At 60.3% G+C, this 19,913-nt stretch carries 20 protein-coding genes and 2 riboswitches; of the genes, 11 read left to right on the top strand and 9 right to left on the bottom strand.

The features are described from left to right. A riboswitch (SAM riboswitch) is annotated at window positions 1-74 on the bottom strand. This riboswitch is flagged as partial in the annotation. A 175-nt stretch (window positions 75-249) separates the two neighbouring features. Then, a riboswitch (SAM riboswitch) is annotated at window positions 250-347 on the top strand. Window positions 348-351: 4 nt separating this feature from the next. The 4 genes from RQ593_RS08175 to RQ593_RS08160 all read left to right on the top strand — a co-directional run bounded on the left by RQ593_RS08175 (window position 352) and on the right by RQ593_RS08160 (window position 5,716). Then, window positions 352-1,188 carry an ABC transporter ATP-binding protein gene (locus RQ593_RS08175; protein ID WP_303979638.1) on the top strand — a complete coding sequence of 279 codons (837 nt, stop codon included), beginning with the start codon at window positions 352-354 and terminating at the stop codon, window positions 1,186-1,188. 79 nt (window positions 1,189-1,267) lie between these two features. Then, on the top strand, window positions 1,268-2,332 hold the full coding sequence (locus RQ593_RS08170; protein WP_311450292.1) for an aliphatic sulfonate ABC transporter substrate-binding protein: 1,065 nt from the start codon (window positions 1,268-1,270) through the stop codon (window positions 2,330-2,332). After that, complete coding sequence (locus RQ593_RS08165; protein ID WP_311450291.1) at window positions 2,332-3,174, top strand: ABC transporter permease; 843 nt, start codon at window positions 2,332-2,334, stop codon at window positions 3,172-3,174. Before RQ593_RS08170 ends, RQ593_RS08165 begins: the two co-directional genes overlap by 1 nt. Before the next feature lie 418 nt (window positions 3,175-3,592). Beyond that, window positions 3,593-5,716, top strand: a complete 2,124-nt coding sequence (locus RQ593_RS08160; RefSeq protein ID WP_311450289.1) for an AMP-binding protein — start codon at window positions 3,593-3,595, stop codon at window positions 5,714-5,716. Between the two features lie 134 nt (window positions 5,717-5,850). Here RQ593_RS08160 and RQ593_RS08155 read toward each other — a convergent pair whose 3' ends face one another. Further along, window positions 5,851-6,939, bottom strand: a complete 1,089-nt coding sequence (locus RQ593_RS08155) for a C4-dicarboxylate ABC transporter substrate-binding protein (protein WP_311450288.1) — start codon at window positions 6,937-6,939, stop codon at window positions 5,851-5,853. A gap of 232 nt (window positions 6,940-7,171) precedes the next feature. Between RQ593_RS08155 and RQ593_RS08150 the strand changes: the two genes are divergently transcribed. Both RQ593_RS08150 and RQ593_RS08145 read left to right on the top strand, forming a co-directional pair. Next, complete coding sequence (locus RQ593_RS08150; RefSeq protein WP_311450287.1) at window positions 7,172-8,023, top strand: transcriptional initiation protein Tat; 852 nt, start codon at window positions 7,172-7,174, stop codon at window positions 8,021-8,023. 173 nt (window positions 8,024-8,196) lie between these two features. After that, window positions 8,197-8,805: a DUF1269 domain-containing protein gene (locus RQ593_RS08145; RefSeq protein ID WP_311450286.1), complete on the top strand. Its 609-nt coding sequence runs from the start codon at window positions 8,197-8,199 to the stop codon at window positions 8,803-8,805. A 145-nt stretch (window positions 8,806-8,950) separates the two neighbouring features. On the opposite strand, the gene RQ593_RS08140 is transcribed toward RQ593_RS08145, so the two are convergent. After that, window positions 8,951-9,334: a hypothetical protein gene (locus RQ593_RS08140; RefSeq protein WP_049338271.1), complete on the bottom strand. Its 384-nt coding sequence runs from the start codon at window positions 9,332-9,334 to the stop codon at window positions 8,951-8,953. Window positions 9,335-9,689: 355 nt separating this feature from the next. Beyond that, window positions 9,690-11,273: a DHA2 family efflux MFS transporter permease subunit gene (locus tag RQ593_RS08135; RefSeq protein WP_311450285.1), complete on the bottom strand. Its 1,584-nt coding sequence runs from the start codon at window positions 11,271-11,273 to the stop codon at window positions 9,690-9,692. A gap of 265 nt (window positions 11,274-11,538) precedes the next feature. On the opposite strand from RQ593_RS08135, the gene RQ593_RS08130 reads away from it, so the two are divergent. Continuing rightward, window positions 11,539-11,856: an acylphosphatase gene (locus RQ593_RS08130; protein WP_049327397.1), complete on the top strand. Its 318-nt coding sequence runs from the start codon at window positions 11,539-11,541 to the stop codon at window positions 11,854-11,856. 18 nt (window positions 11,857-11,874) lie between these two features. On the opposite strand, the gene RQ593_RS08125 is transcribed toward RQ593_RS08130, so the two are convergent. Beyond that, window positions 11,875-12,507 carry a GNAT family N-acetyltransferase gene (locus RQ593_RS08125; RefSeq protein WP_297605228.1) on the bottom strand — a complete coding sequence of 211 codons (633 nt, stop codon included), beginning with the start codon at window positions 12,505-12,507 and terminating at the stop codon, window positions 11,875-11,877. Between the two features lie 225 nt (window positions 12,508-12,732). Here RQ593_RS08125 and RQ593_RS08120 point away from each other — a divergent pair, with 225 nt between their 5' ends. From RQ593_RS08120 to RQ593_RS08110, 3 genes are all read left to right on the top strand, one after another. Continuing rightward, window positions 12,733-13,314: a peroxiredoxin gene (locus RQ593_RS08120; protein ID WP_005509190.1), complete on the top strand. Its 582-nt coding sequence runs from the start codon at window positions 12,733-12,735 to the stop codon at window positions 13,312-13,314. Between the two features lie 3 nt (window positions 13,315-13,317). Further along, window positions 13,318-13,848 carry a carboxymuconolactone decarboxylase family protein gene (locus RQ593_RS08115; RefSeq protein WP_005507263.1) on the top strand — a complete coding sequence of 177 codons (531 nt, stop codon included), beginning with the start codon at window positions 13,318-13,320 and terminating at the stop codon, window positions 13,846-13,848. 144 nt (window positions 13,849-13,992) lie between these two features. Continuing rightward, window positions 13,993-14,433, top strand: coding sequence for a GNAT family N-acetyltransferase (locus RQ593_RS08110; protein ID WP_311450284.1), 441 nt, complete (start codon window positions 13,993-13,995; stop codon window positions 14,431-14,433). 127 nt (window positions 14,434-14,560) lie between these two features. Here the strand turns inward: RQ593_RS08110 and RQ593_RS08105 are convergent, their stop codons facing one another. Continuing rightward, window positions 14,561-15,196, bottom strand: coding sequence for an L-alanine-DL-glutamate epimerase (locus RQ593_RS08105; RefSeq protein WP_311450283.1), 636 nt, complete (start codon window positions 15,194-15,196; stop codon window positions 14,561-14,563). Between the two features lie 415 nt (window positions 15,197-15,611). On the opposite strand from RQ593_RS08105, the gene RQ593_RS08100 reads away from it, so the two are divergent. Further along, complete coding sequence (locus RQ593_RS08100) at window positions 15,612-16,403, top strand: TRIC cation channel family protein (protein ID WP_311450282.1); 792 nt, start codon at window positions 15,612-15,614, stop codon at window positions 16,401-16,403. Between the two features lie 99 nt (window positions 16,404-16,502). Here the strand turns inward: RQ593_RS08100 and RQ593_RS08095 are convergent, their stop codons facing one another. The 4 genes from RQ593_RS08095 to RQ593_RS08080 form a co-directional block, all read right to left on the bottom strand. Beyond that, a complete protein-coding gene (locus tag RQ593_RS08095) occupies window positions 16,503-17,252 on the bottom strand; it encodes an amino acid ABC transporter ATP-binding protein (protein WP_311450281.1) in 750 nt (249 codons plus the stop codon). Continuing rightward, entirely contained in the window at window positions 17,245-17,919 is a 675-nt protein-coding gene (locus tag RQ593_RS08090) for an amino acid ABC transporter permease (RefSeq protein WP_311450280.1), read from the bottom strand. The genes RQ593_RS08095 and RQ593_RS08090 overlap by 8 nt, the downstream gene beginning before the upstream one ends. 28 nt (window positions 17,920-17,947) lie before the next feature. Next, on the bottom strand, window positions 17,948-18,766 hold the full coding sequence (locus RQ593_RS08085) for a transporter substrate-binding domain-containing protein (RefSeq protein WP_049338280.1): 819 nt from the start codon (window positions 18,764-18,766) through the stop codon (window positions 17,948-17,950). A 270-nt stretch (window positions 18,767-19,036) separates the two neighbouring features. Further along, the gene (locus RQ593_RS08080; RefSeq protein ID WP_049353456.1) at window positions 19,037-19,882 is read right to left on the bottom strand and encodes a transporter substrate-binding domain-containing protein; all 846 of its coding nucleotides are present in this window, start codon (window positions 19,880-19,882) and stop codon (window positions 19,037-19,039) included. Window positions 19,883-19,913: the final 31 nt, after the last annotated feature.

Genomic DNA, 19,913 nt, shown 5'->3' with positions numbered 1-19,913 from the left:
ATCATCTGGGGCACCCCGCTACGGGAGAGGGTTGCCGCCCGGCTAGCCAGAGCTTAGCGCCGGGACTCATGATCTCGTGGTTTGAGTGTACGGGGCGCGCGGGAGGGAGGTCACGTTTGTGACGAAAAAATCTTTTTGTGACGTAGAACCGAAATATTTCGTGACAAATGCGAAATAAAGAGTCATAGAAATTCACACGCGCCCGCTGGGTTGATTGAGGCGTGGCACAGCCCATAGGGTTGAAGGAGCAAACCATCCAGAGCGACCGAGAGACCTGGCTCCACGACGTCGCAGCAACCGGCGCGGATTCTTCCGCCTCCCGGTGCTAACGCCAGGACCGATGGAAGTGACATGACACTCAACAGTGCAGTAACTGACGTACCCACCAGTGAAAACACCGGCCGACACGCCGTATCCACCGCCGCAGTCCCCCTCAGCTTTGAAGACGTCGGGCAATCTTTCCCCGTGCCCGGCGGAACCCACGAAGTTCTTCGCGGAGTCTCCTTCACCGCAGCCCCCGGCGAGATTATCTCCGTCATCGGCTCCTCCGGATGCGGCAAATCCACCCTCCTGCGTGCAGCAGCAGGCCTGAACCGCATCACCGCAGGTACCGTGCGTATCGGCGAGAAGGCAGTGACCGGCCTCGACCCCCGCGTCGCTATCGGCTTTCAGGAACCGCGCCTGCTCCCCTGGCGCACCGTCGCCGACAACGTGGCGCTTGGACTGCCGCAGGGCACCAAAAAATCTGACGGCGCAGCATCCGTAGCGCGCCTGCTCGACCTGGTCGGCCTGGGCGAATACGCAACTCACCGTCCCAAGGAAATTTCAGGCGGTATGGCTCAGCGCGTGTCCCTGGCGCGAGCGCTCGCACGCAACCCCGGCGTGCTGCTGCTCGACGAGCCCTTCGGTGCTCTGGACGCGCTGACCCGCATCAACATGCAGGATTTGCTGTTGGACGTGCACCGTCAGGACCCGACCACCATTCTGCTGGTCACCCACGATGTGGAAGAGGCGCTGTACCTCTCTGACCGGGTTATTGTCCTCGGTAAGGACACCCCGGAGGCGCCCGCCACCATCCAGCGCATTGTGACCGTTGACCGTTCTCACCCGCGTGACCGCGCCGATGCAGAGATTACGGCGCTGCGTAGCGAACTGCTGGCTGAGCTCGGCGTGGAAGACAACGCCTAAATCTGCAGGCAACACCAGCGCCGCCGCATTTCATCTCATCACCACACATCATCATCTTCAGAAGCGAAAAGATTTCATCATGACTTACTCCCCGTCTCGCCGTACCGCCCTCAAGTCCCTTGCCGCAGCCGCCGCCTTCGCAACCCTGCTCAGCGCTTGCGCGGGTGAAGGTTCCGGTTCCGCTAGCGCATCCGGTGCTGCCGGTGGTGGCGACAAGAACACCGTGACCATCGACTACGCGACCTACAACCCGCTGTCCCTGATTATCCGCAAGAAGGGCTGGCTGGAGACCGCCCTTGCCGCCGAGGGTAAGAAGGTTGAGTGGGTCAAGTCGGCTGGCTCTAACAAGGCCAACGAGGCGCTGCGCAGCGGCAACATCGACGTCGGCTCGACCGCCGGTTCGGCGGCTCTGCTCGCCCGCGCGAATGGCTCCCCCATCAAGGTCATTAGCCTGTACTCTCAGCCGGAGTGGTCGGCGCTCGTCACCCGCAAGGACTCGGGTATCACCAAGGTTGCGGACTTGAAGGGTAAGACCGTTGCCGTGACCAAGGGTACCGACCCCTACTTCCTGCTGCTGCAGGCACTCAAGCAAGAGGGCATTTCTGCATCGGATCTGACCATTCAGAACCTGCAGCACGCAGACGGCCGCACCGCCCTGGATAACGGTCAGGTCAACGCGTGGAGCGGCCTGGACCCGATCATGGCTGCCGCCGAGGTGGAAAGCGGCGACGTGCTCTTCTACCGCAACCTGAACTTCAACACCTACGGCTTCCTGAACGCGACCGAGAAGTTCATCCAGTCCAACCCGACCGCCGCACAGACCATCGTGGACGTGTACGAGTACGCTCGCGCCTGGGCTAAGAAGAACCCCGAAGAGGCAGTGAAGATTGTCGAGGAGGAGTCCGGCATTAAGCACGAGACCGCCCAGGTCGTCATGGATCGCACCCACCTGGATATTGACCCGGTTCCGGGCGCTAAGCAGGTTGAGGTTCTGAAGGGTGTCGGCCCGATTCTGGTCGAGTCTGGCGACGTTCCCTCCCAGTCCGACGTGGACAAGGCACTGAACAGCATTGTGGACGACCAGTTCGCCAAGAAGGCTGACAGCGCAGCCGTCGAGAAGATCGCAAAGGTGGTTGAGAAGTAATGACCGCCGCAACGATTACAACCGCCTCCAGCGCTCGCGCTGAGCGTGCCGAGAAGCGCGCTACTTCTGTGAAGCTGCCGTCGAACCCGTTCGCCGGTAAGCAGTACCTGGGTCTGATTCTTCCCCTGGCTCTGATTGCCCTCTGGTATGTTCTGAGCACCAACGGCGTGTTCACCCAGGTTCAGCTGCCCTCCCCCGATCGCGTGGTCAGCGCCGGTATCGAGCTGGCGCAGCGAGGCGAACTGGGCCGCCACGTGGCGATTTCCACTCAGCGTGTGCTGATTGGTTTCGGTATTGGTGCCGTGCTCGGCCTGGTGCTGGGTGCGCTGATTGGCCTGTCTGCGCCGGTGCGTCTGATTGCCGCACCGACCATTGGCGCGCTGCGTGCCGTGCCGTCCCTGGCGTGGGTTCCGCTGCTTCTGCTGTGGATTGGTATCGGCGAGAACTCCAAGGTGACCCTGGTTGCTATTGGTGCATTCTTCCCGGTGTACACCACAGTTTCTGCGGCCCTGGCGCACGTTGACCCCAAGCTCGTGGAGGCGGCACGCGCCTTCGGCCTGAAGGGTCTGCGCCTGTTCACCACGGTTCAGCTTCCCGCGGTTCTGCCGTCGGTCGTTTCGGGTCTGCGTCTGGCGCTGGCTCAGGCGTGGCTGTTCCTGGTCGCCGCCGAGCTGCTGGGTGCGTCCATGGGTCTGGGTTACCTGCTGACTGACTCGCAGAACAACGGCCGCACCGACCGCCTGCTGCTCGCCATCGTGGCGCTGGCGGTGCTCGGTAAGATTACCGACGCGCTGGTGGGCGTATTCGAGCGCTGGGTGAAGGCAAAGTACCCCAGCAACTAATTGAAAAAGCTCGGCGTTCACGCTGAGTTTCAGGAGAGATGTCCGCCGCGTGGTTGCTCCCTGAAGGTGAGCCAATCATCGCTACGCGCCGGAAAAAGAAGTCGGCGGGGAAACCTGTCGCCTACTGAATGATGATGATGAATCCCGCCCCGCGCCCCACAGCAGTGAGCGCGGGGCGGGGTCTTTAAATATGTCGTTATATTACGAACCGATACACAGCACACCGAATATGACGGGCTCCTTTGCTTCCTAGCCCGGAGCGCGCTTTACTAAGAAGGCAAACCATCCAGAGCGACCGAGAGACCTGGCTCCGTGACGTCGCAGCAACCCCCTCGCCAACGCACACACAGACCCCACGGTCACACAGACAGCGGCGCGGCGAGCAAGGGTGCTAATGCCAGCAACCGATGGGAGAAAAATGGGACTGCCCACCCCCTACTCGTTCACCGACCCGCTGAACCCCACCCCGAACCCCGCCCTCGAATCTGACGAGGCACGCGTCGCGTTCTGGGAGAAGCAGGCGCAGCGCCTCACCTGGGCTGAGCCCTGGCACACCGCGCACCGCTTCGAGAAGCCGAAGTCTCTCGGCTTCGATGAGGAAGGCATCGAACAGTTCACGATCCCCGAAATTAAGTGGTTCGAGGGCGGTAAGCTCAACGTCGCCTACAACTGCGTGGACCGCCACGTGGAGGCTGGCCGCGGTGACAAGGTCGCCCTCTACTTTGAGGGTGAACCCGGCGACCGTGAGGCCATCACCTACGCCGAGCTGCAGCGCCGCATCGCGAAGGCAGCGAACGGTCTGCTGTCTTTGGGTGTGCGTAAGGGTGACCGCGTGGTCATCTACCTGCCCGTCATCCCCGAAACCATTATTTTCACCCTCGCCTGCGCGCGTATTGGCGCGATTCACTCCCTCGTCTTCGGTGGCTTCTCCGCCGAGGCGCTGAAGTTCCGTGTGGAAGACACCGGCGCGAAGGTCCTCATCACCACCGACGGCCAGAACCGCCGCGGCAAGGTCGTTCCCGTGAAGGTAAACGCTGATGAGGCATGCTCCGGTGAGAACAACATTGAGCACGTGATCGTGGTGGACCGCACCAGCGCCTCCGACCCGGTTGCGCACGCCGCTGTGCCGTGGACTGAGGGCCGCGACGTCTGGTACCACGACCTGGTGGACGATCAGCCGGACACCCACGCCTACGAGCTGCACGACGCCGAGGATCCGCTGTTCATTATTTACACCTCCGGCACGACCGGTAAGCCCAAGGGCCTGGTGCACACCATGGCAGGTTACCTGGTGCAGACCGCGTACACTCACGCGCTGCTGTACGATCTGCTACCGGATTACGTGGACGAGAACGGCGTGCTGCGCCCCGACGAGCTGTCCGCGGTCAACGACCCGCAGAAGGTGGAGTCCACCGTTCACTGGTGCACCGCCGACCTCGCCTGGGTGACCGCTCACACCTACGAAATTTACGGTCCGCTGGTTAACGGTGTCTCCGAGGTGATTTACGAGGGTACCCCGAACACCCCGCACTACGGCCGCCACTTTGAGGTCATCGAACGCTACGGCGTGACCAACTACTACACCGCGCCGACCCTGATCCGTTCGCTCATGGGTGCGTTCCCGAACGGCCCGGAGCCCGGCAAGTACGACTTCTCGACCGTGCGCCTGCTCGGTTCGGTGGGTGAATCCATCAACCCGGAGGCGTGGCGTTGGCTGCGTCAGCACGTGGGCGGCGGCACCGCGGCGTTCATCGACACCTGGTGGCAGTCGGAGACCGGTTCGACCGTGTGCTCCCCGCGCCCGCACGACCCGGCGTTCGCGCCCGAGGGTACCTACCCGGAGGGCACCCCGCACTGCACTCCCCTACCCGGTTGCGCTACCCGCGCTGTTCCCGGCGTGTCCACCCGCGTGGTCGATGAGCACGGCGACCCGGTCGAACCTGGTAAGCAGGGCTTCATCGTGGTCGATAAGATTGGCCCGTCCATGGCTCGTACCGTGTGGCAGAACCCGCAGCGATACCTGGATTCCTATTGGCGTCACTACGGCGAGCGCGGCTGGTTCCTCGCTGGTGACGGCGCGAAGGAAGACGAAGAGGGTAACGTGTACATCCTCGGCCGTATTGATGACGTGATCAACATTTCGGGTCACCGCCTGTCCACGATTGAGATTGAGTCGGCTCTGGTGACTCACCCGGCTGTGGTTGAGGCTGGTGTCTGCCCCGTGGAGGATGAGCTGACCGGTCACCAGGCGGTCGCCTACGTGACGCTCACCGATGAGGGTAAGGTCCTGACTGAGGATGAGTTGAAGGCAGCGCTGACCGCGCACGTGCGTGAGCACATTGGCCCGATTGCTAAGCCGAAGGATGTTGTGGCGGTTGCCGATATCCCGAAGACTCGTTCGGGTAAGATTACTCGCCGTCTGCTCGGTGAGCTGTACCAGGGCCGTTCTTTGGGCGATGTTTCTTCGCTGCAGAATGAGGAGGCGCTGGGCCACATCGCGCAGGTGCTGGTGGATACCGGCCGAGTGGTCGAGGCTGTCTAGGCTCCGTAGCTGACCTGAAAGCTGCATAGAGTAAAGGTGCGGATACCGAATGATGATTCGGTATCCGCACCTTTTGCTATGCCATTTTATTGAGCTGACAAGGCTCTTTATCGGCGGTGTGCCGACCAGTCAGCCTACTTAATCAGGCCCAGCGAACGAGCGTGTTCAGCGGTAATGCCGCTCGGTTCAATGTGCTCGGGGCCCTTGTTCTTCTCGGGGTGCTCGGTCGCCTGGAAACGGATCATTTTCACATCGTTTGCGGCACCCAGGTTCGTGATCATGCCGTCACCGTTCAGGTCCACGGACACCGGCTCGGTATCAATCTTGCCGTTGCCGTTGAAGTCAATCGGCTGGTTGGCGGGCTTGCCCTTGTACAGGAAGCCAGCCGCGCGGGGACCGAAGCCGCGCGCCTCGTACAGCTTCGCCTCGTTGAGCATGCGGTACTCGGCGGTGGAGTAGCCGAAGTAGCGGCTACCGTCAGCCATGGGCACGCCGGTGAGGGTGTACTGGTAGTTCATGACGCTGTAGTAGTTGGGCTTGTAGTTGATTTCGTCCCAGCCGCCGTGGCTCAGCGCAAGGTTGTGGCCGAGCTCGTGCACGAACACTGCCACGCGGATGTCGCTGCTTGCCTTGCCCCAGAAGTGCGGGCCGACGGTGACCATGAGGTTGCGACCGCCAAAGTTAGCGATACCGGAGGAGTAGCTGTTGTCGTAGTAGTCGCCCCAGATCATGTAGTGGAAGGTGCCTTCGCGGGCGGGGTTGAACTTACCTTCGGTTGCCTTGATTCGGTGGAGCGCCTTGAATTCGCTGTCGAGTGCCTGGTAGCTGATTTCGTTGCCGCCGCCCAGGTTGTACTTGGCGCTGCGGGCGCTACCGGCGTCCAGGTGGATGTTCACGCCGGTAGTGCCGTCGGGGTTGCACAGGGGCAGGTCGGCATAAATCTTGGTGATGCGGTCCAGTTCGTCTTCGCTGGGCAGCAGACCTGCCATGTAGTCCATCTCAACGAAGATGTCCTTGTGGTTGGGGTCTGCGCCCATTGCGGGGAAGTCGACGTCGATTTTGCCGTCGCCGTCAGCGTCGTAGCCCTTCATTTCCCAGGTGTTGGGGATGCCGTCGCCGTCAATGTCGGGGCTGTAGGCGTTTGCTGCAGGGGCTGCGATGGTGCCCAGGCAGAGCACTGCGAGGGAGGCAAGCGTGACGCGTGCGCTCTTCAGAAATGCCATGTTGTGTTCCTTAGTGTGTGGTGACCGGTGGTGTTTCAGTGGAGCTTGCCGGGAGGACGTTCTCCACGGTTTCCATGATGCGCCCGTTTCACGCGCTAGGTGAGCTGGGTGCCGTAATGTTCATACATTGAGGTAAAAGTTGAGATAATTTTGAAGATGAGCTGAATTACATTAGAGTATCAGTAATTCATATCACATGCATCACCACATTCTTCACAACAAGAGAGATCCCATGACTTCTTCCTCGAACACCACTAACGGTCTGAACCGCCGCGCCCTCATCAAGGGTGCTGTGTGGAGCACCCCCGTCATCGCAACCGCAGCGGCAGTACCCGCCTACGCGGCATCCACCGATGCGCAGGAAACCCCGACCCTGAAGTTCGGCGTCTTCACCCAGGCGTTCAACTCGAACCCCGCCAACGACTTTGATACCCGCTACGGCCTGGACTCCTACACCGTGCAGGTCCCCAACATCACCGCAACCTCCACCACCCCGCAGAGCCGCGGCGGCGGCACCTTCACCCCCGGCGGTAGCGTCGGTGCCGGCCTGTACGGTGGCGCGGGCCTGTGGATTTCCGCACCCATCAACTCCAAGGGCGAGTTCCAGGGTAGCTCCTGGCTGTACCCTCAGGCGCACCTGCAGGTGACCTTCGAGTTCACCTTCCCCACCGCCGAGGACGTCACCGACCCGCTGCTGTGGAACGTCGATAACGACGTTGAAATTCCGGCACTCGCTAAGAGCGAGGGCGGCGCGAAGACCAACAACCCCGCCGTGGCTGCGTTCAACGGCATCGCATACACTGCGAAGTTCTACGAGCCGACCATCGAGGACAACGTCTGGACCGGCGTGCTGGATATCCGCACCTCCGACTACCTGGAAGCCACCGCGAAGGACGGCGTGAGCTACGCACAGGTGCTGGCTTCGCTGGTTCCGGTGTACTTCACCGAGGTGACCTCCAGCTACACCCTGACCACCACCGCTCAGATCACCAGCGGTAACGTCGCAATGCAGCTGACCGAGGGTGGCGAGTACACCTTCCAGGACCTGGCTGGTTTGCGCGCTTCGGCAACCATCAGCCGCTAACGCCACAGCAAGCAGAGAGGGGCCCGGCATCCATACTGGATGCCGGGCCCCTCTCTGCTTTAGGACTCAGCCTACCGGCTGCCGCCGAGGTAAATTGTCGCAAAAAGTAGTTCCCAAAAAAAAGAGAACTGTATTACAATGTATATATAGTCTTTAGGAACGAGGTACCAACTATGGAAAACCTAGTAATTTCAGTCTTTAACACCGAAAGCGAAGCTTATCAGTCCTTTGCAGATTTGAAGGCTTTCCGCCAAACTCAGACGACCAAGGTTGCTCAAATCGCCCTGGTCAAAAATGAAAACGGTCATATCGTTGAAAAAGAACGCTATGATTTTGAAGATTCAACGACGGATGCAACCCTAAAAGGTGGCTTGCTCGGTGCAGTTATCGGGCTTTTGGGTGGTCCTATCGGCGTCTTGTTTGGTTATGGTATTGGTAGCCTCCATGGTTTGGTTGCTGGTGATATCGTTGATACGGCAGAAGCTGGCCTGATTGACGTTGTTTCTCAAAAATTGACTACCGGTGAAACAGCCGTTGTTGCCTTGGTGCAAGAAGACAACGAAGCAGTCATCGATGCTTACTTCACCAAGTACGACACCCAAATCGTGCGTTGGGATGTAGCAACCGTCGTAGCCGAAATCGAAGCAGCTCTGCAAGTCCAAGAAGACCTCTACAACCAGGCGCGTGCACAGATGAAGGCTGAACGTAAAGCCGAACGCAAGGCTAAGCTTGAAGAATTCAAGGCGAATGTCAAAGCAAAGTTTGACAAATTGAAAGCGTAAGCACCCAAGCATCTCATAAAAAATAGGCTATCTACTTCTGGTAGATAGCCTATTTTTTTAAAAACTAGATTTTAGAAAGAGGAAGTGAGGATTTTGGCTCAAGATCTTGAACAAATCAAGGAAGACAATGGCAAAAATACCAAACTCAAGGTGGGGATTTTAGCCATCTCTCTTTCTCCAGGTGGATGTTGATGCCGGTGGTGCCGTTCGGGTTGCGGAGGGGAAGCTGGGCGAAGGATTCGGTGATGCGGTCGAGCTCTTCTTCGCTAGCGAGCAGGCCGGGCATGTAGTCCATCTCGACGAAGATGTCCTTCTTCAGCGGGTTGGCGCCCATGCCGGGGTAGTCCACGTCGATTTTGCCGTCGCCGTCGGCGTCGTAGCCCTTCATCTCCCAGGTGTTGGGGATGCCGTCGCCATCAATGTCCGGGTTGTACGCCTGTGCTGCGGGGGCAGCAACAGTGCCGAGCACCAGCAGTGCCGCCGAAGCGAGCGCGGTACGCACCACGCGATTTGAGGTCAGAAAAGACATAGGATCTCTCTTCATATCTTGACCACGCGGGAGGTTGCATCATCTGACGTTGCGCACGGTATGGGTCGTACGGGTCCGGTTTTATGGTGAGTATCAGGCGGCTACCGCGTGGTTCAGTGGTCATGTGTGTCGCTGCCGCCAGCATGTAACCGGTGTGCCGCAAGTGAGTACGGCGTTTAAAAGACAGCGGGTCACTGCCGAACCCTCCGGTGGAGGCAAAGGAACCGTTCTTGGTTCTCTTCTGTTCGACGGTGACCCGCCTCATCATACACAGAGTGCATCTAGTTTGTCCCGGTATTTGCACCGCATCTCAAGTTATGCACCGCTTATGACGTAAAAGCGCTCTGATAAGCCTCTATTTAGTGTTTTCTGCCTCAGACTCTGCCTCAGCGTTCTGCGCGGCACCCTTCGCCTCGGAGGTCTTCATGGAGGCGTAGAACAGGCACACGACCGCACCCACTGCCGCCGCGACCAGCGGAAGCACCATGGAATCAGCCATTGCCGCCGCGTAAGGTTCACGCAGAATCTGCGGGAGTACGCCTCCAGCAGCGCCGCCGTGAGAGCTACCGCCCGCCGCAGCGGCAGGACCCAACGCGGACAGGTGCGAAGTAATTGCAGAAGCCATAATCGTGGTAATCGCAGCCGAACCGAGCACCGACGCCATCTGGCGGGTCTCGTTGTACACGCCCGAACCGGCACCGGCACGCTGCGGCGGCAGGTTACGGGTCGCAGACACCGACAGCGGACCCCAAATGCAGGCATTCGCCGCACCCAGAATAATCATCGGGCCAACCATCAGCCACAGGTTGCCTTCCGCAACCATCGTCGGGCGGAGCAGAGCAAAACCAACAACCATCAGCGTAAAACCAATTACCGCAATCCACTTCGGGTCGTTACGGTTCAGACGCGCACCCACCACCGGCGCCAACGCACCCGAGAACAACGCCATCGGGGCAGTCATCAGCGCAGCCTGGGTCGGGTCCAGACCCTCCACCTGCTGCAGGTACAGGGTCAGCGGGAACGCCATGCTGATAGCAACCACACCCATAGCCGAAATAGCCACATTCGATACGGAGAAGTTACGGTCACTGAACAGGCTCAGCGGAACCAGCGGCTCACGCGGGTTAATAGCCTGCCACCCGATGAACAGGCCCAGCACCATAATGCCGGCAATAATCAGGCCCCACACGCTCACCGCAATACCGGTGCCCATAAACGAGTCAGTGATGGTGCCCCAGTCGTAGGTAGCGCCTTCCTGAATACCGAAAACCAGCAGGAACAGACCGACCGCCGAAAGCACCACGCCCAACCAGTCGAAGCTGTGCTTCTTCTGCTCGAACACCGGCACATTACGCCACGCCAAGAACAGGCCGACCAGGCCAACCGGAATGTTGATGAAGAAGATCCAGCCCCAGCTGAGGGCATCCACCAGCACGCCCCCCAGAATCGGGCCGACCAGCGCGGCAATACCCGCGGTAGCACCCCAAATGCTCATGGCGACACCGCGCGCATTCGGCGGGAACATCAGCGTAATCAGAGACATGGTCTGCGGGGTCATCAGCGATGCGCCCAGGCCCTGCACCACGCGGGCAGCGATGAGCGACTCAACGTCCGCCGCCAGACCACACCACAGGGAAGCAAGCGTAAAAATACCCATGCCGATCATGTACAGGTTCTTCTGACCGAAGCGGTCACCCATACGGCCGGTAATAAGCAGCGGCACCGCGTACGCCAACAGGTAGGCGCTCGTCACCCACATGCCCTCCGAGAGGGACGCCTCCAAATCCCGCAGCATGTGCGGCAGGGCGATGGTGACAATATTGCCGTCCACCAGGATCATGAAGAAGCCAATGACGAGGGACCAGAGAGCAGGCCAGGGCTTGTAGGGTGTCTTCGCCGGGTTACCGACAAGAGGCGCTTTTTTAGGGCGTGAACTCAATGATCCTCCAGTAGATGGGTTGCATGCGGGTAGATGTCTGCGTGGTCGGCGTTGCCGCTTAGCGAATTGTCCCTAATGTTACTCCTTTTCAGAGCGCGGCTTCGGTTGCTCTACCCTTATTCAACTCCTCACGGCGCGTGCGCGCGGCAACCAGGCAACAGGCACCCCGCACCCTCTAGACTGAAGCTAGAGAAACTATCAGAGCGCCACCACCGGCGCTCACCCCCATCAGACCACCCTCAACGAGATGACCCCGGGAGGACCCATGGGTTTCTTTGATTTCTTCACCGACCGCACCCCGGCAGAACCCGCCGAAATCCGCCTCGTCGCTTTCGTGAGCGGCAAGGTGCAGGGTGTGGGTTTCCGCTGGTGGTGCGCCGGAACCGCCAAGCCCATGGGCCTGACCGGTTACGCCGAAAACCTCGACGACGGGCGCGTGAAAGTCGTTGCGGAGGGTACCGCCGCCTCCTGCGCTCGCCTGGTGGATGTGCTGCGCGGCGACGACACCGCCGGGCGCGTGGATGAGGTGCTCGTCGAGTGGGAGGAGCCGAGCGGCTCGTTCCGCGGCTTCGGCATTCGGTAGCTAGATAGCCTCCGAGCCTTAGTTAGCCCAGAGCGCCGCGAACTGGGCGCGGGTCATATCGGTGCGGCGCACCCGATGCTGCACGGGGTGACCGTTCTCGTCCGGGCGGCCGGAGTTCGGGTCAATATCGTCGTAGATGCCGGTGAAACCCGCTTTAACCGCCACTCGTTCGGAGGCCTCGTTACCCGCCAGGGCGGTCCAGCGGACGGTCTCGAGGCCCAGCCCGAGCGGGTCGAAGGCGTAGCCGAGGACGGCTCGCAGCGCCTCGGTCATGTAGCCCTTGCCGCGCGCCTTCGGGGCGGTGTAATAGCCCAGTTCGGCGCGGGTTCCGGGGCCTTCGGGGGTGCCGTCAGCCAGGCGTAATTCAATGGTTCCGGCAAACACGCCGGAGGCGTCAATCGCCCAGCGCTGGATTTGCCCGGCGGCAATCTGGCGGGCAGTGGTGAGCAGGTAGTCCTCGGCGTCGGCGCGCGTGTAGTTCAAGGGAATGCGGGTGTAGCGGAGGGTTTCTTCGTTGCGGCAGGCTTCTACGATGTCGGGGATATCCGCCTCGCGCAGGTGGCGCAGGGTGAGGCGTTCGGTAATGAGTTCAGGCTGGCTGGGCTCTGCATGTTCGCTGTGTTCTGAGAAGTTACTGTGTTCGGGGGTCATGATTCGAGCTTAAACCCTCAGGTTTGTGCGCCGGAAAAGCTTTTGTGAGCATCCCAGGATGCTCGGTGATGCAAATCATAGTTAAACACTTCTGTTTTAATGCGTCATCACTTGATTATTATGAATTATTCATAATAAAATAGTAGAGAGCCCGCCCACTGGGCACCATTTAGAACAAGCGCCGCGCAACGAATCCGCGCGGCACGAAGCAGAAAGAAGAACACTATGGCAGTTCTGACCATCGGCGACCAGTTCCCCGCATACGAGCTCACCGGCGTTGTCCCCGGTAAGCTGGCTGACATCGAAGCAACCAAGCCCGAAGACTACTTCACCACCGTCTCCTCCGAGGGTCTGGACGAAGACACCTGGCGCGTCGTCTTCTTCTGGCCGAAGGACTTCACCTTCGTTTGCCCCACCGAGATTGCTGCATTCGGCAAGCTCGCTGACGAGTTCGAGGCACGCGACACCCAGGTAATCGGTGTTTCCGTTGACAACGAGTACACCCACTACGCATGGCGCCGCTCCCACGAAGAGCTCGTGGACCTGCCCATCGTCATGGCATCCGACCTCAAGCGCGAACTGACCGCAGCACTGGGCATCCTGAACAAGGACGGCGTTGCAGACCGCGCAACCTTCATCATCGACCCCCACAACACCATCCAGTCGGTCTCCATTACCGCTGACTCCGTCGGCCGTAACACCGACGAGGTGCTCCGCCAGCTGGACGCACTGCAGTCCGACGAGCTGTGCGCATGCAACTGGAAGAAGGGTGCAGCAACCATCGACGCATTCAAGGAGATGAAGTAATCCATGAGCATCGATAACCTGCGTTCGGCTCTGCCTTCCTACGCGAAGGACATGAACCTCAACCTGTCCTCCCTGCCCCGCATTAGCTCTCTCACCGAGCAGCAGCTCTGGGGCGCAATCCTCGCAACCGCAGCAGCAACCAAGGTTGACTCTGTTGTTGTTGAGATTGCTGCAGAGGCTAAGGAGCACCTGAGCGACACCGCTTACGAGGCTGCTCTGGGTGCTGCATCCATCATGGGCATGAACAACATCTTCTACCGCACCCGTGGCTTCCTGAATGGTGCATACGATGACCAGCGCGCAAACCTGCGTATGCAGATCATCGGCAAGAACGGTGGCATTGAGAAGCTGGACTTCGAGATGTTCGCTCTGGCAGTGTCCGCAGTCAACGGCTGCTCCCACTGCGTTGAGGCTCACGAGCACACCCTGCGTGAAGAGGGCGCAACCAAGGAGCAGGTCAACGACCTGATCCGTATTGCTGCAACCCTCGGTGGCGTGGCACAGGGCATTCAGCTGGCTGAGGCACTGGGCTAAACCCACTAAGCGTTAGAGCTTGAAACAAGCGGCGCGTCCACCCCTTTGCGGGTCGGATGCGCCGCTTCTTTATGCCCTCAAGCCCACCAACGTGTTGGACGGCAGTTCCCTAAATCCCCCAATTTGGCGCTATACAATGCCTGTATGCGGTACTGTATTTTGGACTCCACCAGCCCCCTTCCCAGCGTGGAAGAACTTACTGAGCTTTACGATTCTGTGGGCTGGAGTGCCTATACCAAAACGCCCGAACGTCTCGTCCCGATGGTGGAAGGATCGCGGTATCTCTACACCGCACGAGAGGCAACCACGGACGGAACGGGACGGCTCGTCGGGCTAGTCCGCGCCGTCGGGGATGGACATTCTATCGCCTACATTCAGGACCTCCTAGTGCATCCGCACGCCCAACGACAGGGCGTTGGTTCTGCGCTTCTAAAGCGTGTCATTGAGGACTTTGACCGAGAAGACATTCGACAGCGACTCATTACTACCGACGTCGGTAATGAACACGCCGTTACGCTCTACAAACGCTACGGCTACGCCCCCGTAGAGGCAGCAGGATGCATCACCCTTGCATGCTATCGATAAGGCAATATCTCATACGGCTCGACTCGTTCAAGCTAGCTGAGGCACTGGGCTAAACCCACTAAGCGTTAGAGCTTGACAAAGCGGCGCATCCTTCCCTTTTCGGGGCGGAGGCGCCGCTTTGTTTTAACTACTTTTGGCTGTCCGCAGAGACAGTGCGCAGGGCTGCATCCCAGCTACTCGCCAGGCGCGTCACCGCGGCAACCAGAGCCGCCAAGTCCTCGGCGTACACCGGGGTCGAGCGCACGCCTGCGCACCAGTCAATCGTGCCCAACCCCAGCCAGGGCTTACCCGGAAAGAACTCGCGGCGTAGCGCCACGCGGCGCTTACCCAGGGCGCGACGGCCCGGAACGTACCCGCCGCGGCTGATGAACAGCGCCTCGCGCCCCTCGCACTCAACCAGAGCCTCCAGTGCCCTCAACGCGGGAACCCAGCTCGGCTCCCCCACGCTCGCCAGGTCGGCCAGCTCGGGGTACTCGCTCTCGTGCTCCGCCACGCTCACACCCAGGATGTACTGGTAACGCACCTGCCCGAGCTCCTGCGGCAGGCCGCGGTCGGCGGTCTGAATCGTACCGCACAGGTGCCGGGCGACCGGCTCACCATCGACGTTCACGCCGGCCAGGGGCAGATCGGGACCGTCCAGGTAGAGTCCCACCGCACCGGTCCCCGTAGTGTTGGGGCGCACCGACCAGCCAGGAAGCGCCTCCTCCAGGTGGGGTACGATCCCCTGCAGGACCCCGAAAACGTCGTCGCGTGATACCGCCACGGCGGCTCCTTTCACCTTACGCAGATTTCGTCTAGTCCCAGCTTAGCGAGCGTTCCGGCTGCGCGATGGCAACCACACCATGAGCGCCGACAGCGCCGCGCCGGCAATGGCACACCATGTGGCGCCAAGCGCAAAAACAATCATGACAGAGCATTGGGGGTGGAGATTTCCCATTCTACGCCCAACTTTTAATGTGCTCACAAGCTTCTCTTTCTGTCTCAGAGCTCGTCATGGCCACTTTCCAACTAGGAGCAGGAGCGGCGGCGGGTCTACAATAAATCGGTGCCATTTCAGGTACGCGCACAGGCAGACAGAGCCGGATGCGGTGATAACGTCGTCACCCGACCCGCCCACCGTGCGCGCCTTCCCTATCGGCACCCACCCAGACATGCATCACGTACGCAGGAGAACGCCCATGCACGAGCTCTTTGACCCGGACCAGGTATTCCGCATCGTCGACATTGCCGCCGTTGTCGCTAACGGCCTGCTCGGCGGTGCCGTGGCGCGCGCCTTCCGGTTCGACATTGTGGGCTTCTTGCTGCTCGCGGTCGCCTGCGGCATGGGTGGCGGTATGATCCGTGACATTCTGCTCAACTCGGGCCTGCCGGTGGCACTCACCGACGGCGGCTACTGGGTTGGTGCTATCGGCTCTTCAATTCTGGCGTACAGCCTCGATTTGAGTGCCCGCTGGGCAACCCGAACCATGCTCATTATTGACTTTGTCGGCATGGGTGCGTGGGCGGCAACCGGCACCATTAAGTCCCTGAACCTGGGTCTGCACTGGCTGCCCGCTATTGCACTGGGCGTGACCACCGCGGTTGGCGGCGGCGTTATTCGTGACATTATGGTCAACCGCATTCCGGCGATTTTTGGCGGTAACTCCCTGTACGCGACGGTCGCGTTTGTGGGTGCCTCTGAGACCGCCCTGGTAACCGGTTTGTTTCACCGCCCCAACCTGGCGATGGCACTATCGATTCTCCTGTGCCTGGTGTTTGGTCTGCTCTCCCACGCGAAGAATTGGCAGTTGCCGACCACTCCGTCTGAGCTTCGTGTGCCTCGCCCGCGTTTTCTCACTCTGTTCAGGCGCGAGGACCATACGGTGGCTAATGAGGGCTGGTCGCCCGGTGAGCCGCTCACTGAGCAGCTTGAGGTGATTAATGCTGAACAGCTGGAGGAGTACCGCCGCTCTAAGGGGCTCTCAGAGTAAAACTAATATATGCCGAATATAGAATATTGGCTGGTTTCCGCTCGTCAGATGATTATCTGACCGGCAGAAACCAGCCCATATTTACTATGTGCAATATGCCTAAATCTTGTACTCGGTGCTGTCGTACACCGTCAAGAACTTACGGATACGCTCATCATCCGACGCGAAGAAACCGGTCGGCTCACCGTTATAACGCAGGGTACCGTTCTCCAGGAACACGATACGGTCCGCGACCTTCTTCGCAAACGCCATATTGTGCGTCACGATGACCAGGGAGCGGCCCTCCTTCGCCAGCTGCATGAGCACGCGAATAACCTCCGCCTCCAGCTCAGGATCCAGCGCACTCGTCGGCTCATCAAAGAGCAGGTAGGAGGGTTCCAGCGCCAGGGCGCGGGCAATCGCCACACGCTGCTGCTGGCCACCCGAGAGGGCATCCGGGTAGGAATCCACCTTGTCGGCAAGACCCACCTTCGCCAGCAGCTCGCGGGCGCGCTGCTGCGCCTGCCGAGCACTCAGGGTACCGTTGAGGGTCGGGGCGAGCGCCACGTTCTTCAACGCCGTGTAGTTCGGGAACAGGTTGAACTGCTGGAACACCATCGCCGAACGGGAACGAATATCACGCACCTGCGCGTCGGTGAGCTTCTGGCTGTAATCCACCTGCGCGTCGTCAATGGTGAGCGTGCCGGACTGCGGGGTTTCCAGCAGGTTCAGGCAACGCAGCAGAGTGGACTTACCGCTGCCGGAGGGGCCCAGAATCACCGTGGTCTCACCGTCGGGGATGTCCAGGCTAATGTTCTTGAGCACCTGCGTCTCACCGAAGCTCTTCGACATGGAATCAACGCTAAGCATTGTTGCTCCTCACGTAACGGTTGCTGTACTTCTCCAGCGCCGACTGCGCGGCGGTCAGCAGGGTGAAAATCACCAGGTAAATGATGGCGACCTCGGAGTACATTGCCAGCGGCTCAAAGGTACGCGACGCAATCTGCTTACCGGTCTGGAACAGGTCAACCATCGAAATGACCGACACCAGCGAGGTGCCCTTAATCAGGTCGATGAAGTTGTTGCCCAGGTTCGGCAGAGCAATACGCACCGCCTGCGGAATGACCACGTGGCGCAGGGTCTGCATGCGGGTGAAGTTCAGGGTTGCCGCCGCCTCAAACTGGCCGCGCGGAATAGCCGCCACCGCGGAACGGAAGGTCTCCGCCACGTACGCGCCGGTGTGCAGGCTCATCGTGATAATCGCTGCACTCCACACGTCCAGGGCGATACCGACCTTCGGCAAGCCGTAAAAGACGATGAACAGCTGCACCAGCAGCGGGGTGCCACGGAAGACCCAGATATACAGCCAGGCCAGCCAGTTCACCGGCGCAAACCGGCTCGTGCGCGCGCCGGCAGACACAATGCCCACCAGCAGCGCCAGCGCGAAGGAGATGAGCGATAGCGGAATGGTCACTGCCACCGTCGAGGTCAGCAGCTGCGGCAGTGATTCTGCCCAGAGGTTGAGGTAGCGTTCCATGCGCGGAACTCAGCTCCTTATGAGAGTGTTAGTTCTTCGGGGAGAGGTCTTCGCCCACATACTTCTCGTAAATCGCCTTGATGTCACCGTTCTCCAGGTGCTTCTTCAGCGACTCGTCGATAGCGTTACGCAGGGCGTCCTGACCCTTAGGCAGCAGGATGGAGGAGTTGCTGCCGGTGCCCAGGTCACCGGAGAGCAGGCGCAGGTTAGCGTCCGGGTGCTCCTTGAAGTACTCAGCGAAGGACACGGAGTCGTTCGCGGTCATCTCTGCACGGCCCGAGAGGACCTGCTCGATAGCCTCATCGAAACCGGAAACAACCACGATCGAGGCGCCCTTCGCCTCCACCATCTTGCGGAAGTTCGAAGTCTCAGACTGTGCCGAGGAGTGGCCGGAAATCTCGCTCACGTTCTGCAGGGAGGAGTCCTTCTTCACGGCGACCTTCGGCTCCGAGTACAGGTAGGGCACGGAGAAGTCGTACTTCTGCTTGCGCTCGTCGGTTGCGGAAACGTTGTTGATGACGATGTCGTAGCGGTCAGCGTCCACGCCAGCGATCAGCGAATCCCAGGGGGTTTCGGTGAACTCTGCGGTCACGCCCAGATCCTTAGCGACCAGGTCGATGATTTCCTTCTCGAAACCGACCAGGGCGCCGTTCGAGTCGTGGAAAGAGAAGGGGCGGTAGGTGCCCTCCAGGCCCACACGGATCTTGCCGGCAGACTTGATAGCCTCCAGCTTGTTGGTGCTGGATGCGGTGCTGCTACTGGACGAACCGCACGCTGCGAGCAGTGCAGCCAGGCCGGTGAATGCGGAGCCTGCGAGGACGGTGCGGCGGTTAATCATTGCGGACATGGTGTTCTTCTTTCGTGTGGTGGTTGATGCTCTTGTAGTTGCGGGTTGTCACCCTGAGGTAACCCGGGGGCATCGTGCGGTGTGCCCCTCTCTGCGGGTGCAACGCTGGCTATCCTACAGCTATTCCCGGTGGGAAAGAATTCAACGTAACATTCCGTCATATTCTCTCATCGGTGCAGGATAAGCCACAGAGACATCAATCACGACGCGGTGTCAGAAGTCCTGGCGGGTGAGCCCTTTCCGGGCCCCTTCCGAGCCTTTCACGAAAGCTTAGGAGGCGGGGCTCAAGTCCTCGCTCACATGCTTCTCGAAAATTGCTTTGAAGTCACCGTTGCCCAGGTGCTTCTTGATGGAGGCGTCAATCGCATCCTTCAGCGCGGTCTGGTTCTTGGGCAGCAGAACGGCGACGTTGGTGCCGGGGCCGACCTCACCATCCAGCAGGCGCAGGTTGGCGTCCGGGTGCTCCTTGAAGTACTCGGCAAAGGACACGGAGTCGTTGGCGGTCAGCTCAGCGCGGCCGGTGAGCACCTGCTCGATGGCCTCGTCAAAGCCGGTGACTTCGATGATGGTGGCGCCGCGTTCCTCCACGAGCTTGCGGTAGTTGCTGGTGGCGCTCTGGGCGGCGCTATGGCCGGAGATTTCGGAGGCGTTCTTCAGGCTCGAGTCCTTCTTCACACCCACACGGGCACGGGAGTGCGCGTAGGGCACGGAGAAATCGTACTTCTTCTTACGTTCCTCGGTGGGTGCCACGTTATTGAGCACGATGTCGTAGCGGCCCGCGTCCACGCCGGCGATAAGCGAGTCCCAGGGGGTTTCGATGTACTCGGCGGTCACGCCCAGGTCCTTGGCGAGGGTCTCGGCGATGTCATACTCGAAGCCGGCGAGCTTACCGGAGGCGTCGTGGTAGGTGTAGGGGCGGTAGGTACCCTCCACACCGATGCGGATTTTGCCCGCGGACTTAATGGACTCCAGCAGGTTGGAGGAGCTCTGTGCGGAGCCTGCGCTGGAGCCGTTACCGCCGGAGCAGGCGGCGAGCAGGCCGGTGGTTCCGGCGAGGGCCGCGCCCAGTAGCAGGGAGCGTCGGTTCAGCACGGCGGAGGTGTTGAGAACGGTCATTCTTGGTTCCTTAATCTACGTTGATGTGTGG

It is taken from the genome of uncultured Rothia sp. (assembly GCF_963507905.1).
Classification (GTDB): Bacteria; Actinomycetota; Actinomycetes; order Actinomycetales; family Micrococcaceae; genus Rothia.
Note: the sequence above shows the minus strand (reverse complement) of the source record. Positions and strands in the feature narration are given on the sequence as shown.